14 protein-coding genes are annotated in these 13,705 nt (G+C 58.7%); 1 reads left to right on the top strand and 13 read right to left on the bottom strand.

What is annotated here, in order from left to right; translation table 11 throughout:
* Window positions 1-172: 172 nt before the first annotated feature.
* The 8 genes from rpoS to EJA70_RS10895 all read right to left on the bottom strand — a co-directional run bounded on the left by rpoS (window position 173) and on the right by EJA70_RS10895 (window position 7,410).
* The gene (gene rpoS / locus EJA70_RS10930) at window positions 173-1,183 is read right to left on the bottom strand and encodes an RNA polymerase sigma factor RpoS (protein ID WP_008081736.1); all 1,011 of its coding nucleotides are present in this window, start codon (window positions 1,181-1,183) and stop codon (window positions 173-175) included.
* A gap of 106 nt (window positions 1,184-1,289) precedes the next feature.
* Window positions 1,290-2,159: a peptidoglycan DD-metalloendopeptidase family protein gene (locus EJA70_RS10925; protein WP_158830743.1), complete on the bottom strand. Its 870-nt coding sequence runs from the start codon at window positions 2,157-2,159 to the stop codon at window positions 1,290-1,292.
* Window positions 2,160-2,370: 211 nt separating this feature from the next.
* The gene (locus EJA70_RS10920) at window positions 2,371-3,006 is read right to left on the bottom strand and encodes a protein-L-isoaspartate(D-aspartate) O-methyltransferase (protein WP_177323314.1); all 636 of its coding nucleotides are present in this window, start codon (window positions 3,004-3,006) and stop codon (window positions 2,371-2,373) included.
* A gap of 41 nt (window positions 3,007-3,047) precedes the next feature.
* Complete coding sequence (gene surE, locus EJA70_RS10915) at window positions 3,048-3,797, bottom strand: 5'/3'-nucleotidase SurE (protein ID WP_008081730.1); 750 nt, start codon at window positions 3,795-3,797, stop codon at window positions 3,048-3,050.
* A complete protein-coding gene (gene truD, locus EJA70_RS10910; RefSeq protein ID WP_158830742.1) occupies window positions 3,785-4,843 on the bottom strand; it encodes a tRNA pseudouridine(13) synthase TruD in 1,059 nt (352 codons plus the stop codon). The genes surE and truD overlap by 13 nt, the downstream gene beginning before the upstream one ends.
* On the bottom strand, window positions 4,840-5,313 hold the full coding sequence (gene ispF, locus EJA70_RS10905; protein ID WP_158830741.1) for a 2-C-methyl-D-erythritol 2,4-cyclodiphosphate synthase: 474 nt from the start codon (window positions 5,311-5,313) through the stop codon (window positions 4,840-4,842). Before ispF ends, truD begins: the two co-directional genes overlap by 4 nt.
* 44 nt (window positions 5,314-5,357) lie before the next feature.
* Window positions 5,358-6,203 carry an S-formylglutathione hydrolase gene (gene fghA, locus EJA70_RS10900; RefSeq protein ID WP_158830740.1) on the bottom strand — a complete coding sequence of 282 codons (846 nt, stop codon included), beginning with the start codon at window positions 6,201-6,203 and terminating at the stop codon, window positions 5,358-5,360.
* Window positions 6,204-6,297: 94 nt separating this feature from the next.
* Window positions 6,298-7,410: an S-(hydroxymethyl)glutathione dehydrogenase/class III alcohol dehydrogenase gene (locus EJA70_RS10895; RefSeq protein ID WP_158830739.1), complete on the bottom strand. Its 1,113-nt coding sequence runs from the start codon at window positions 7,408-7,410 to the stop codon at window positions 6,298-6,300.
* Between the two features lie 116 nt (window positions 7,411-7,526).
* On the opposite strand from EJA70_RS10895, the gene EJA70_RS10890 reads away from it, so the two are divergent.
* The gene (locus EJA70_RS10890; protein ID WP_158830738.1) at window positions 7,527-8,423 is read left to right on the top strand and encodes a LysR substrate-binding domain-containing protein; all 897 of its coding nucleotides are present in this window, start codon (window positions 7,527-7,529) and stop codon (window positions 8,421-8,423) included.
* Window positions 8,424-8,509: 86 nt separating this feature from the next.
* Here EJA70_RS10890 and ispD read toward each other — a convergent pair whose 3' ends face one another.
* The 5 genes from ispD to EJA70_RS10865 form a co-directional block, all read right to left on the bottom strand.
* Window positions 8,510-9,217, bottom strand: a complete 708-nt coding sequence (gene ispD, locus EJA70_RS10885) for a 2-C-methyl-D-erythritol 4-phosphate cytidylyltransferase (protein WP_008081721.1) — start codon at window positions 9,215-9,217, stop codon at window positions 8,510-8,512.
* Window positions 9,214-9,492, bottom strand: coding sequence for a cell division protein FtsB (ftsB, locus tag EJA70_RS10880; protein ID WP_007908838.1), 279 nt, complete (start codon window positions 9,490-9,492; stop codon window positions 9,214-9,216). The genes ispD and ftsB overlap by 4 nt, the downstream gene beginning before the upstream one ends.
* Window positions 9,493-9,663: 171 nt before the next feature.
* Window positions 9,664-10,953, bottom strand: a complete 1,290-nt coding sequence (gene eno / locus EJA70_RS10875) for a phosphopyruvate hydratase (RefSeq protein WP_007908839.1) — start codon at window positions 10,951-10,953, stop codon at window positions 9,664-9,666.
* A 157-nt stretch (window positions 10,954-11,110) separates the two neighbouring features.
* Window positions 11,111-11,956 (bottom strand): 3-deoxy-8-phosphooctulonate synthase, encoded by an 846-nt coding sequence (gene kdsA, locus EJA70_RS10870; RefSeq protein ID WP_008081720.1) that lies wholly within the window; start codon window positions 11,954-11,956, stop codon window positions 11,111-11,113.
* Window positions 11,957-11,960: 4 nt separating this feature from the next.
* On the bottom strand, window positions 11,961-13,592 hold the full coding sequence (locus EJA70_RS10865; protein WP_129389827.1) for a CTP synthase: 1,632 nt from the start codon (window positions 13,590-13,592) through the stop codon (window positions 11,961-11,963).
* Between the last annotated feature and the right edge of the window lie 113 nt (window positions 13,593-13,705).

The following is a 13,705-nucleotide window of genomic DNA, read 5'->3' as shown; positions in this document are numbered from 1 at the left end:
TCCTGTAGGAGCGGCCGAAGGCTGCGATCTTTTGATCTTGATCTAAAAACATGATCAAAAGATCGCAGCCTTCGGCAGCTCCTACACAAGCAACAGCTCCGACATCAAAAACAGCAGGCAACAAAAAGCCCCGAACCAGTCGGGGCTTTTTGCGGGCGGTCGTGTGAGGCGTTTACTGAAACAGCGACTCGCTCGACAGGCCATTCTTCTCAAGAATTTCACGAAGGCGCTTGAGGCCTTCCACCTGGATCTGCCGCACCCGTTCCCGAGTCAAGCCGATTTCCAGGCCTACATCTTCCAGCGTACTGCTCTCGTGCCCGCGCAGGCCGAAGCGGCGAATCACCACCTCGCGCTGCTTGTCGGTCAGCTCGGAGAGCCATTGATCGATGCTCTGCGACAGGTCGTCATCCTGCAGCAGTTCGCACGGATCGGTAGGACGATCGTCAGTGAGGGTGTCCAGCAGGGTTTTATCCGAATCCGGACCCAGCGAGACGTCGACCGAAGAAACCCGTTCATTCAGGCCCAGCATGCGCTTGACCTCGCCCACCGGTTTTTCCAGCAGGTTGGCGATTTCTTCGGGTGAAGGTTCGTGGTCGAGCTTTTGCGTCAGCTCCCGTGCAGCCCGCAGGTACACGTTGAGTTCCTTGACCACATGGATCGGCAACCGGATGGTCCGGGTCTGATTCATGATCGCGCGCTCGATGGTCTGACGAATCCACCAGGTCGCGTAGGTCGAGAAGCGGAAGCCGCGTTCAGGGTCGAACTTTTCCACCGCGCGGATCAGTCCGAGGTTGCCCTCTTCGATCAGGTCCAGCAGCGACAGCCCCCGATTGACGTAACGCCGGGCGATTTTCACCACCAGCCGCAGGTTACTTTCAATCATGCGCTTGCGCCCGGCGGGGTCGCCACTTTGCGACAAGCGCGCAAAATGAACTTCTTCCTCCGGGGAGAGCAGTGGGGAAAAGCCGATTTCGTTGAGATACAACTGCGTGGCATCAAGTGCACGCGTGTAATCGATGTACTTGTGTTGTTTAAGTGAAGCGGAGTGTTTGGATTTGGAACGAACGGAAGGTGGAGCAGCCCCTTCATCATTCGACATCGAAGATTCCGAATCGATGCCGGCCTCCATAAGGAGAACCTCATCGTCGATGTCAAACTCCGGCACTTCTTTACTGAGAGCCATTGTTATAGTCCTTTGGTGAGTTCGACCCCAAGCTCAAGCGACGCCTTTATCCTTGGCAGCGCTGGAGCCTGTCCCCTCTACGTGACGGAACAGGCTGGCTTACAAATCAACGTCTTGGCAGGAACTGCAGTGGATCTACAGGTTTACCTTGGCGGCGAATCTCAAAATGCAGTTTCACCCGGTCTGTACCCGTTGACCCCATTTCGGCAATTGTCTGTCCGACCTTGACCTGCTGTCCCTCCCGAACCAACAGCCTGCGGTTATGGCCGTAGGCACTGACGTAGGTTTCGCTGTGTTTGATGATGACTAATTCGCCGTAGCCCCTTAAGCCACTCCCGGCGTAAACCACCGTCCCATCAGACGCAGCTAAAACAGGCTGTCCCAAATCCCCGGCGATATCAATTCCTTTATTCAAACTACCGTTTGAAGAGAATTTCCCAATCAGAATGCCATTAGATGGCCATCCCCAGCCGGTCGGGGCTGGGCCGGCAGGAGGCAGTGGCGCGGGGGCCGACTTGTTGGCGACGGACGGTGCAGCCCCAGTAGAACCGGTGGTTGTAGTGGTCGTCGTGCCATTTGCCTGGCGCCGGATTACCGTGGTTTTACTCGACGAAGAAGGCGAGGAACTGGCGTTGCTCACCACGGCGGTCGATGTTGAACCGGTGCGACCATCGAAGCGAATTGTCTGACCCGGATGGATCGTATACGGCGTAGGAATATTGTTCCGGGCAGCGAGGGCTTTGTAGTCCCAGCCGTAGCGGAAAGCGATCGAAAACATCGTATCGCCCGGACGGACTACGTACTGTCCGGTCGTTACGGCAGGACGCTGGGCGACTACATTGTTGCGATCGACCACGCGAACATTGTTCGATTTGGTGCTGGAGCAACCCACCAGCAAGGTGCTCAAGACAAGGCCAGTCACCAGGCGCTGAAAGCTCGTGTTACCCATACGCTGCGCAATGACTGTGAGACTCACCCGCCGCTCCCTTTGTGGTGGCTGAAAAATTCGAATGCCGGATGTCGGCATGAAGTGTCGCAAGTATAACGGGCCGAAACGGCTTTACCTTTAATGAAGCGAAATCGCTTCGCGCACACGTTTGCAAGTTGACACTCTGCTGCGTTTAAACAATCGCTGCCGGAGTAAGACCCGGGTGAACGAAAGGAATTCAGCGCCTTTATATAAATGCTCAGGCCAGTGGCCCGTTGAGCAAAGGCACGAATCGAACAGCGCCGAGAACGTGTCGGGAAAAGCCGTTTTCTTCACGCACGATCAGCATCAGTTGTTGCACTTCTCCGGAGCCGACCGGTATGACCAGTCGGCCGCCAGGTGCCAATTGATCGAGCAGAGCTTGCGGTACATCGGTGGCCACGGCGGTGACAATAATGCCGTTGTAAGGTGCCAGCGCCGGCCAGCCTTCCCAGCCATCGCCCCAGCGGAACACCACGTTGCGCAGGTTCAGTTCGACCAGACGCTCCTTGGCGCGATCCTGCAGGACCTTGATGCGCTCGACCGAAAACACCCGCTCGACCAGCTGTGACAACACCGCTGTCTGGTAACCGGAACCGGTGCCGATCTCCATCACCTTATCCAGCGGCCCCGCCTCCAGCAGCAGCTCGCTCATGCGCGCCACCATATAAGGCTGGGAAATCGTCTGGTTATGGCCGATCGGCAGCGCCGTGTCTTCATAGGCGCGGTGCGCCAGCGCTTCGTCGACGAATAAGTGGCGCGGAGTCCGCCGGATCACTTCCAGCACCTTGGCGTTGGACACGCCCTCTTCATACAGCCGCTGGATCAGGCGCTCGCGGGTACGCTGGGAGGTCATGCCGATGCCGCTGCGCAGTCGGTCTTCGTGTTCGCGAGCCATCAGCGCAGTCCCTCGAGCCAGCCATCGAGGCTTCGGAAAGCATCGTTGAAGGTGCGATCGAGCTGCAACGGGGTGATGGAAACGTAGCCCTGCATCACCGCATGGAAGTCCGTGCCCGGGCCGCCGTCTTCGGCGTCGCCGGCAGCGGCAATCCAGTAGCCGGCCTTGCCACGTGGATCGACTACCTTCATCGGCGCCGCCGCCCGGGCCCGATGACCGAGGCGGGTCAGCTGGATACCGCGAATATGGTCGATCGGCAGGTTCGGAATGTTCACGTTGAGCACCGTGCGCGGCGGCAGATCCAGCCCGGCATGGGCCTCGACCAGTTTGCGCGCAAAGTAAGCCGCCGTCGGCAGATTATCCACCTGGCGCGAGACCAGCGAGAAGGCAAACGATGGACGCTCCAGGAAGCGTCCTTCAAGAGCTGCCGCCACTGTCCCGGAATACAAAACGTCGTCACCCAGATTGGCGCCGAGATTGATGCCCGACACCACCATGTCCGGCTGGCGCTCCAGCAAGCCATTAAGGCCCAGATGCACGCAGTCGGTCGGTGTGCCGTTGAGACTGATAAAGCCGTTGGCCAGGTATTGCGGGTGCAGCGGACGGTCGAGCGTCAGCGAACTGCTGGCGCCGCTTTTGTCCTGCTCCGGGGCGATAACCACGCATTCGGTGTAATCCGCCAGCGCAGCATAAAGCGCGGCGAGACCGGGTGCGGTTACCCCATCATCGTTAGAAATCAGAATACGCATGGGCTGTCCGTCTGCCCCACCGGCACCAGATCAACGAGTTCGCGCACCAATACGGTGGCGAAGCATCCGGCCGGGAGGACGAATTCCAGTTGCAGAATGTCAGGCTGGGGATAATGCCACGTCAACCCGCCAATGGGCAGCCGCAGGATGCGACGTTCGTGGCTCATGCCGGCATGAACCAACCAATCGCGCAGCTCTGCTTCATCGGCAGCGATCCCCTGCTCCAGTTCATGGACAACGCCTGCGGTCGGCGAGTCACCTTCGCCCCACTGCGGGCCGGTCGGGTGCAGATCGAGAATCGCCAGGCGCGGGTCGCTGCATTCAGCTTCACCGGCCGGGAAAAAGCTGCGGCTGTCGGTGAACGCCAGCAGATCGCCAACCTGAGCTTTTTGCCAAGTGCCATCAGCTACACGCGCCGCCAGCACTTTGTTGAATAGAAAGCTGCGCGCCGTCGACAGCAGACGCGAACGCACATTGCGCTGCTCCGGCAAGGCCTTGCGCGCCGCCCACGCACGCGCATCAACGACGTTGCCGCCGTCATGGCCGAAACGCTGGGCGCCGAAATAATTGGGGATGCCTTGCTGGGCGATCAGTTGCAGACGTTGTTCAATCGCGGCTTTATCGCCAGTGAACTGAGTCAGGCGCAAGGTGAAACCATTGGCCGAATGCGCACCGCGTTGCAGCTTGCGTTTATGGCGAGTGGTCTTGAGGATCTTCAGCGTATCGTTTTCCGCCGCCGACAGATCCGGATCGGCCTTGCCCGGCAGTTGCACGCTGAACCACTGGCGGGTCAGCGCCTGACGATCCTTGAGACCGGCATAGCTGACGGTACGCAGCGGCACGCCGGCAGCCTTGGCGATACGCCGTGCGGCTTCTTCAGTGTTGAGGCCGCGTTTCTCAACCCAGATCCACAGGTGTTCGCCATCACCGCTGAACGGGATGTCGAGCACTTCATCGACCTGAAAATCTTCAGCGATGGCTTTCAGCACCGCGCTGCCGAGGGCGTCGCCATAGGCACGCGGGCCGAGCAATTGCAGTTCGTTCATGCGCGCAGCAACAAGGCAACGGAGTGTACGGCAATGCCTTCTTCGCGACCGACAAAGCCAAGCTTTTCGGTGGTGGTAGCTTTCACGTTCACTTGATCCAACTCAACTTGAAGATCCGCCGCGATCAGCGCGCGCATCGATTCGATATGCGGGGCCATTTTCGGCGCCTGGGCAACGATAGTGTTGTCGACGTTGCCGATTTTCCAGCCTTTGGCGTGGATCAGCGTGACGACATGACGCAGCAGCGCACGGCTGTCGGCGCCCTTGAATTGCGGGTCAGTGTCAGGGAAGTGCTTGCCGATATCGCCCAGCGCCGCAGCGCCGAGCAAGGCATCGCTCAAGGCGTGCAGCAGGACGTCACCGTCGGAATGAGCGAGCAGCCCGAAGCTGTGTGCAATGCGCACGCCGCCCAGAGTAATGAAATCGCCTTCAGCGAAACGGTGCACATCATAGCCGTGGCCAATACGCATAAAAAAAACGCCCCGATTTTTGTCAGGGCGTGATTCTACCTGCATTAGGCCTTAAGGGCGCGTGCGTGATGCTGCAAGTGGTCGTCTATGAAGCTTGCGATGAAGAAATAGCTGTGGTCGTAGCCCGGTTGCAGACGCAGCGTCAGCGGATGGCCCGCTTGTTTTGCCGCTTGCTGCAGGGCTTCGGGTTTGAGTTGGGTGGCGAGGAAATCGTCGCGATCACCTTGGTCGACCAACAGCGGTAGTTTTTCATCCGCCTCGGCGATCAGCGCGCAGGCATCCCACTCCTTCCACTTGGAACGGTCTTCGCCCAGGAAGCGGGAGAAGGCTTTTTGCCCCCACGGGCAATCCATCGGGTTGTTGATGGGTGAGAACGCCGACACCGATTGATAGCGACCCGGGTTGCGCAATACGCAGACCAATGCGCCGTGGCCGCCCATGGAGTGGCCACTGATGCTGCGTTTATCCGACGCCGGGAAATGCGCTTCAACCAGTGAGGGCAATTCCTGCACAACATAGTCATGCATCCGATAGTGACGCGACCAAGGTTCCTGCGTGGCATTCAGATAGAAGCCGGCGCCAAGGCCGAAATCCCATGCGCCATCCGGATCGCCCGGTACATCCGGCCCACGCGGGCTAGTGTCCGGGGCGACGATGATTAAACCCAGTTCGGCGGCCATGCGCATCGCGCCAGCCTTCTGCATGAAATTTTCATCGGTGCAGGTCAGGCCCGACAGCCAGTACAGCACCGGCAGTTTTGCGCCCTGCTCCGCCTGCGGTGGCAGGTACACAGCAAACACCATGTCGCAACCGAGCACGTCGGAGCGATGGCGATAGCGCTTGTGCCAGCCGCCAAAACTTTTCTGACAGGAGATGTTTTCCAGATTCATGGGATTCTCCCAGCCGCAAGTGGCAAGCTTTGAGCGTCAAGAAAAGGCAAAAGCGCCCTGACCTGGAGCTTGAAGCTTGCCGCTTGGACTGCGTTTAGAAATGGATGACGGTACGGATGCTTTTGCCTTCGTGCATCAGGTCGAACGCCTTGTTGATGTCTTCCAGGCCCATGGTGTGGGTGATGAAAGTATCCAGCGGAATCTCGCCGCTCTGAGCCATGTCGACGTAGCTTGGCAACTCGGTGCGACCACGAACGCCGCCGAATGCCGAACCGCGCCAGACGCGACCGGTCACCAACTGGAATGGACGGGTGGAGATTTCCTGGCCGGCACCGGCGACACCGATGATCACCGACTCGCCCCAGCCCTTGTGGCAGCACTCAAGGGCTGCGCGCATCAGTTGCACATTGCCGATGCATTCGAAGGAGAAGTCGACGCCGCCATCGGTCATGTCGACGATCACTTCCTGGATCGGACGATCGAAATCTTTCGGGTTGACGCAATCGGTGGCACCGAGTTGCTTGGCGATTTCGAACTTGCCCGGGTTGATGTCGATGGCAATGATGCGCGCAGCCTTGGCTTTAGCAGCGCCGATCACCGCAGAAAGACCGATGCCGCCCAGACCGAAGATGGCCACGGTGTCCCCCGGCTTGACCTTGGCGGTGTTGAGCACAGCACCGATACCGGTGGTCACGCCGCAACCCAGCAGGCAAACCTTCTCGAGCGGCGCATCCTTGGAGATCTTGGCCACGGAGATTTCCGGCAGCACGGTGTATTCGGAGAATGTCGACGTGCCCATGTAGTGGAAAATCGTTTCGCCCTTGTAGGAAAAACGCGAAGTGCCGTCCGGCATCAAGCCTTTGCCCTGAGTCGCGCGAATCGCCTGACACAGGTTGGTCTTGCCCGACTTACAGAATTTGCACTGGCCACATTCCGGGGTGTACAGCGGAATGACGTGGTCGCCAACGGCAACCGAGGTTACGCCTTCACCGATGGCTTCAACGATAGCGCCGCCTTCGTGGCCAAGGATCGACGGGAAGATGCCTTCCGGGTCAGCGCCGGACAGGGTGTAGGCGTCCGTGTGGCAAACACCGGAAGCGACGACACGCAGCAATACTTCACCGGCCTTGGGCATGGCGACATCGACTTCTACGATTTCCAGCGGCTTTTTGGCCTCGAAGGCAACGGCGGCGCGCGACTTGATCATGCTGACTCTCCAGTGAATCCAATGAATAAAAAAACCAGACAGCGAGTGTAGTTCAGCGCTGGCTGGTGAATAATCCGGACAAATGCAAAATATTATTGCCGTACAGGGATAATCCAATGTCCGAGAACCGCTGGGAAGGCATCGACGAGTTCGTCGCCGTCGCCGAGTGCAGCCAATTCACCGCTGCGGCCGAACGCCTTGGGGTTTCTTCCTCCCACGTCAGTCGACAAATCGTACGACTGGAAGAACGCTTGCAGACGCGCCTGCTCTATCGCAGTACTCGCCGGGTGACGCTGACCGAAGCCGGGCAGACTTTCCTCCAGCATTGCCAACGTTTGCAGGATGGTCGCGAGGAGGCGTTGCGTGCGGTAGGCGATCTGACCAGTGAACCGAAGGGCATGCTGCGCATGACCTGCGCGGTGGCTTACGGCGAACGCTTTATCGTGCCGCTGGTGACGCGGTTTATGGGGGTGTATCCGCAGTTGCGCATTGATATCGAGCTGAGCAACCGCCAACTCGATCTCGTGCATGAGGGGCTGGATCTGGCGATTAGACTGGGTCGGTTACAGGATTCGCGATTGGTCGCAGCACGGCTGGCGCCTCGGCGCATGTATCTGTGCGCGTCACCGTCCTACCTGGAACGGTATGGACGCCCACACAGTTTGTCGGAATTGAGTCGGCATAATTGCCTGATCGGCAGCTCGGATATCTGGCAACTCGAACAGAACGGTCGGGAATTTTCTCAGCGAGTGCAGGGAAACTGGCGCTGCAACAGTGGGCAAGCAGTGCTGGATGCAGCGTTGCAGGGCGTCGGTTTGTGTCAGTTGCCGGATTATTACGTGCTGGAGCACCTGCACAGTGGCGCGTTGATTTCGCTGCTGGAGGCGCATCAGCCGCCGAATACAGCGGTGTGGGCGCTGTATCCGCAGCAGCGGCATCTGTCGCCAAAGGTGCGCAAGTTGGTGGATTTTTTGAAGGAGGGATTGGCTGAGCGGCCGGAATATCGAGGTTGAAAAGCAAAAGATCGCAGCCTTCGGCAGCTCCTACAAAGGCATGCGAACCCATGTAGGAGCTGCCGAAGGCTGCGATCTTTTGATCTTTAGCGACGGTTAGCCCAACGCTGGCGCAACCACTCCAGATCTTCCGGCCGGGTAACCTTGAGGTTATCCGCGCGCCCTTCGATCAGCCGCGGCTTCAGCCCCGCCCACTCCATCGCCGACGCTTCGTCAGTAATCACGGCATCCGCGACCAGACTGTCCGCCAGCGCCCGATGCAACGCACCGAGGCGAAACATCTGCGGCGTGTACGCCTGCCAGATCACACTTCGATCGACGGTTTCCACCACCCGACCGTGCTTGTCGACCCGTTTCAACGTGTCGCGGGCCGGCACCGCAAGCAAACCGCCCACAGGGTCATCTGCCAGTTCATCAAGTAACTTGTCGAGATCTTCGCGACTCAGGTTGGGCCGTGCGGCATCGTGCACCAGTACCCAATCCTCATCATCGGCGCCCTGCGCATGCAAATGCAGCAAGGCATTGAGCACCGAGCCGGAACGCTCGGCCCCGCCTTCAACCCGCTGAATACGCGAGTCGCCCGCGCACGCCAGGTTCGGCCAGTAAGGATCATCAACCGCAAGACTGACCACCAAACCCTTAAGGCTCGGGTGATCGAGGAAACAGCCGAGGCTGTGTTCGAGAATTGTGCGCCCGCCCAGTTGCAGATATTGCTTGGGACGGTCCGCGGCCATTCGGGCACCGACGCCCGCGGCAGGAATCACGGCCCAGAAGGCCGGAAGGGAATTGATCATTGGGCCAACTGGTAAAGGGTTTCGCCGTCCTTGACCATGCCCAGCTCGTGACGAGCCCGCTCTTCAACGGTCTCCATGCCTTTTTTCAACTCGCTGACTTCAGCATCCATCACTCGGTTGCGCTCCAGCAAACCTTCGTTCTCGGCGTGTTGATCAGCAATCTGCTGATTCAGCTCGGCGACCTGCGCCAGACTGCCATTGCCCACCCACAGGCGGTACTGCAGACCGGCCAGCAGCAAGAGCAAAACGAGAAACAACCAGTAAGGACTGCGCATCGAATATCAGGTATCCAGTGAAAAAAGACAGCCACGCCAAAACTTTGAAGCATCTGATAGCACGAAGCCTGGAAGATCCAGGCTTGTGCATATAAGGCATCAGATTAGTGGCAAATCCATCGCTGTCACGACTTTTCCGACACAATCCGGTGTCTTTTTACCATTTACAACTTAGCCGCGGAACTCGGAGCGACCGTTGTACTTGGCCTTGCCATTCAACTGCTCTTCGATACGCAGCAGTTGGTTGTACTTGGAAACACGGTCGGAACGGCACAGCGAACCGGTCTTGATCTGGCCAGCCGAGGTGCCCACAGCCAGGTCGGCAATGGTCGAATCTTCGGTTTCGCCCGAACGGTGCGAGATCACGGCGGTGTAACCGGCAGCCTTGGCCATCTGGATGGCTTCAAGGGTTTCGGTCAGGGTGCCGATCTGGTTGAACTTGATCAGGATCGAGTTGGCGATGTTTTTATCGATGCCCTCTTTCAGGATCTTGGTGTTGGTCACGAACAGGTCGTCGCCTACCAGTTGAACCTTCTCGCCGATCTTGTCGGTGAGAATCTTCCAGCCAGCCCAGTCGGACTCGTCCAGACCGTCTTCGATCGAGATGATCGGGTAACGCTCGGTCAGACCTTTCAGGTAGTCGGCGAAACCTTCAGCGGTGAATACCTGGCCTTCGCCGGACAGGTTGTATTTGCCGTCTTCGTAGAACTCGCTCGCCGCGCAGTCCAGTGCCAGGGTCACGTCGGTGCCCAGCTTGTAACCGGCGTTTGCCACAGCCTCCGAGATCACTTTCAAAGCGTCTTCGTTGGACGCCAGGTTCGGTGCGAAACCGCCTTCGTCGCCAACGGCAGTGCTCAGGCCACGGGCCTTCAGGACAGCTTTCAAGTGATGGAAAATCTCGGTGCCCATGCGCAGACCTTCCGAGAAGGACTTGGCGCCGACCGGCTGCACCATGAATTCCTGGATGTCGACGTTGTTATCGGCGTGCTCGCCACCGTTGATGATGTTCATCATCGGTACCGGCATCGAGTAAACACCCGGGGTGCCGTTGAGGTTGGCGATGTGTGCGTACAGTGGCAGGTCCTGATCCTGCGCAGCAGCCTTGGCCGCAGCCAGGGACACGGCGAGGATGGCGTTGGCGCCCAGGGTCGCTTTGTTTTCGGTACCGTCGAGCTTGATCATCGCGTGATCCAGGGCTTTCTGGTCGCTTGGGTCAGTGCCCAGCAGCAGATCGCGGATCGGACCGTTGATGTTGGCTACCGCTTTGAGCACGCCCTTGCCCAGGTAACGGCTCTTGTCGCCATCGCGCAGCTCGAGCGCTTCACGCGAGCCAGTGGATGCACCGGATGGCGCGCAAGCGCTGCCGATGATGCCGTTGTCGAGAAGCACGTCCGCTTCCACGGTGGGATTGCCACGGGAGTCGAGAACTTCACGACCTTTGATGTCGACGATTTTTGCCATTGTTGTAAACACTCCAAAGTTGACGAAAACGACGCAGCTAGAGGAAATCTTTTTACCGTCGGCAAGGGGTGTGCAGCGGGCAGACTTGCAGACGATAACGCTCATGCCCGAGGGCATGAGCGACAAATCGTGCGGTACTTTACCGGAGAATTGAGGTTTACGCGGTTTCTACCGTCGGAAAACTCTTAACCAGTTCGTCCAAAGCTTTGAGCTGGGCCAGGAATGGCTCCAGTTTGTCCAGACGCAAGGCGCAAGGGCCGTCGCATTTGGCGTTGTCCGGATCCGGATGTGCTTCGAGGAACAGACCCGCCAGCGACTGGCTCATGCCCGCCTTGGCCAGATCCAGAACCTGCGCACGGCGACCGCCGGCGGAGTCGGAACGACCGCCAGGCATTTGCAGCGCGTGGGTCACGTCGAAGAATACCGGGTACTCGAACTGCTTCATGATGCCGAAGCCGAGCATGTCGACCACGAGGTTGTTGTAGCCGAAGCTCGAACCACGCTCACAGAGGATCAGTTGATCGTTACCCGCTTCCACGCACTTGCTCAGGATGTGTTTCATTTCCTGAGGCGCGAGGAACTGGGCTTTCTTGATATTGATCACTGCGTTGGTCTTGGCCATCGCGACGACCAGATCGGTCTGGCGCGACAGAAAGGCCGGCAGTTGAATGATGTCGCAGACCTCAGCGACGACCGCGGCCTGATCAGGCTCGTGGACGTCGGTGATGATCGGTACGCCGAAGGCTTGTTTGATGTCCTGGAAGATGCGCATGCCTTCTTCCAGGCCAGGGCCACGATACGAATGCACAGAAGACCGGTTGGCCTTGTCGAAACTGGCCTTGAACACGTATGGGATACCGAGTTTCTCGGTGACCTTTACGTACTCTTCACAAACCTGCATGGCCATGTCACGGCTTTCCAGCACGTTCATGCCGCCGAACAGCACCATGGGTTTGTCGTTGGCAATCTCGATGTCGCCGACGCGGATGATCTTCTGTGCCATCGGGTTACGCCTTCTTCTGGTGTTGAGCCAACGCAGCTTTGACGAAACCGCTGAACAGCGGGTGGCCATCGCGCGGTGTCGAGGTGAACTCAGGGTGGAACTGGCAAGCGACGAACCAAGGATGATCCGCTGCTTCGACCACTTCAACCAAGGCTGCGTCAGCGGAGCGACCGGAGATCTTCAGGCCGGCTTCGATGATTTGTGGCAGCAGGTTGTTGTTCACTTCGTAACGGTGACGGTGACGTTCAACGATCACGTCCTTGCCGTAGCAATCGTGCACCTTGGAGCCGGCTTCGAGCAGGCATTCCTGAGCGCCGAGGCGCATGGTGCCGCCCAGGTCAGACGTTTCGGTACGCACTTCAACGGCGCCGGTGGCGTCTTCCCATTCGGTGATCAGACCCACAACCGGGTGGCCGCTGGCGCGGTCGAACTCGGTGGAGTTGGCGTCTTTCCAGCCCATCACGTTACGGGCGAACTCGATGACTGCCACTTGCATGCCGAGGCAGATGCCCAGGTATGGAACCTTGTTTTCACGAGCATACTGAACGGCAGTGATCTTGCCTTCCACGCCACGCAGACCGAAGCCGCCCGGTACGAGGATCGCGTCGACACCTTCGAGCAGCGCGGTGCCCTGGTTTTCGATGTCTTCGGAATCGATGTAACGCAGGTTGACCTTGGTGCGGTTGCTGATGCCGGCATGACTCATCGCTTCGATCAGCGACTTGTAGGCGTCCAGCAGTTCCATGTACTTGCCGACCATGGCGATGGTCACTTCGTGTTCCGGGTTCAGCTTGGCGTCAACCACCGCTTCCCACTCGGACAGATCAGCGCTGCCGCATTGCAGACCGAAACGCTCAACGACGAAATCGTCCAGACCCTGCGAGTGCAGGATGCCCGGGATCTTGTAGATGGTATCGGCGTCTTCCAGCGCGATCACCGCACGTTCTTCAACGTTGGTGAACTGAGCGATCTTGCGACGCGACGAGATGTCGATCGGGTGATCGGAACGGCACACCAGCACGTCTGGCTGCAGACCGATCGAACGCAGTTCTTTTACCGAGTGCTGAGTTGGCTTGGTCTTGGTCTCGCCAGCGGTGGCGATGTACGGAACCAGCGTCAGGTGCATCAGCATCGCGCGCTTGGCGCCGACTTCGAAACGCAGTTGACGGATGGCTTCGAGGAACGGTTGCGACTCGATGTCACCGACGGTGCCACCGATTTCAACCATCGCCACGTCAGCGTCGCCAGCACCCTTGATGATGCGGCGCTTGATTTCGTCGGTGATGTGCGGAATCACCTGGATGGTTGCACCCAGGTAGTCACCACGGCGCTCTTTACGCAGCACGTGCTCGTAGACACGGCCAGTGGTGAAGTTGTTGTTCTGGGTCATGGTCGTGCGGATGAACCGCTCGTAGTGGCCCAGGTCCAGGTCGGTCTCGGCGCCGTCGTGGGTGACGAACACTTCGCCGTGCTGGAACGGGCTCATGGTGCCCGGGTCAACGTTGATGTACGGATCCAGCTTGAGCATGGTGACCTTAAGTCCCCGCGCCTCCAGGATGGCTGCCAATGAAGCCGATGCAATGCCTTTCCCCAAAGAAGAAACAACACCGCCCGTGACGAATATGTAGCGCGTCATGAAAAACCCTAGAAGTCTGCGTTAAAGCGGTCCGAGCCGCCGGGGGAAGCGAAGGAAGGCCGAAGCCCCCGATCACCTGCATTAATCACAGTGCACCTTTCAAAAAAACCGCC

It is taken from the genome of Pseudomonas sp. PB103, from assembly GCF_009764635.1.
GTDB lineage: Bacteria > Pseudomonadota > Gammaproteobacteria > Pseudomonadales > Pseudomonadaceae > Aquipseudomonas.
Note: the sequence above shows the minus strand (reverse complement) of the source record. Positions and strands in the feature narration are given on the sequence as shown.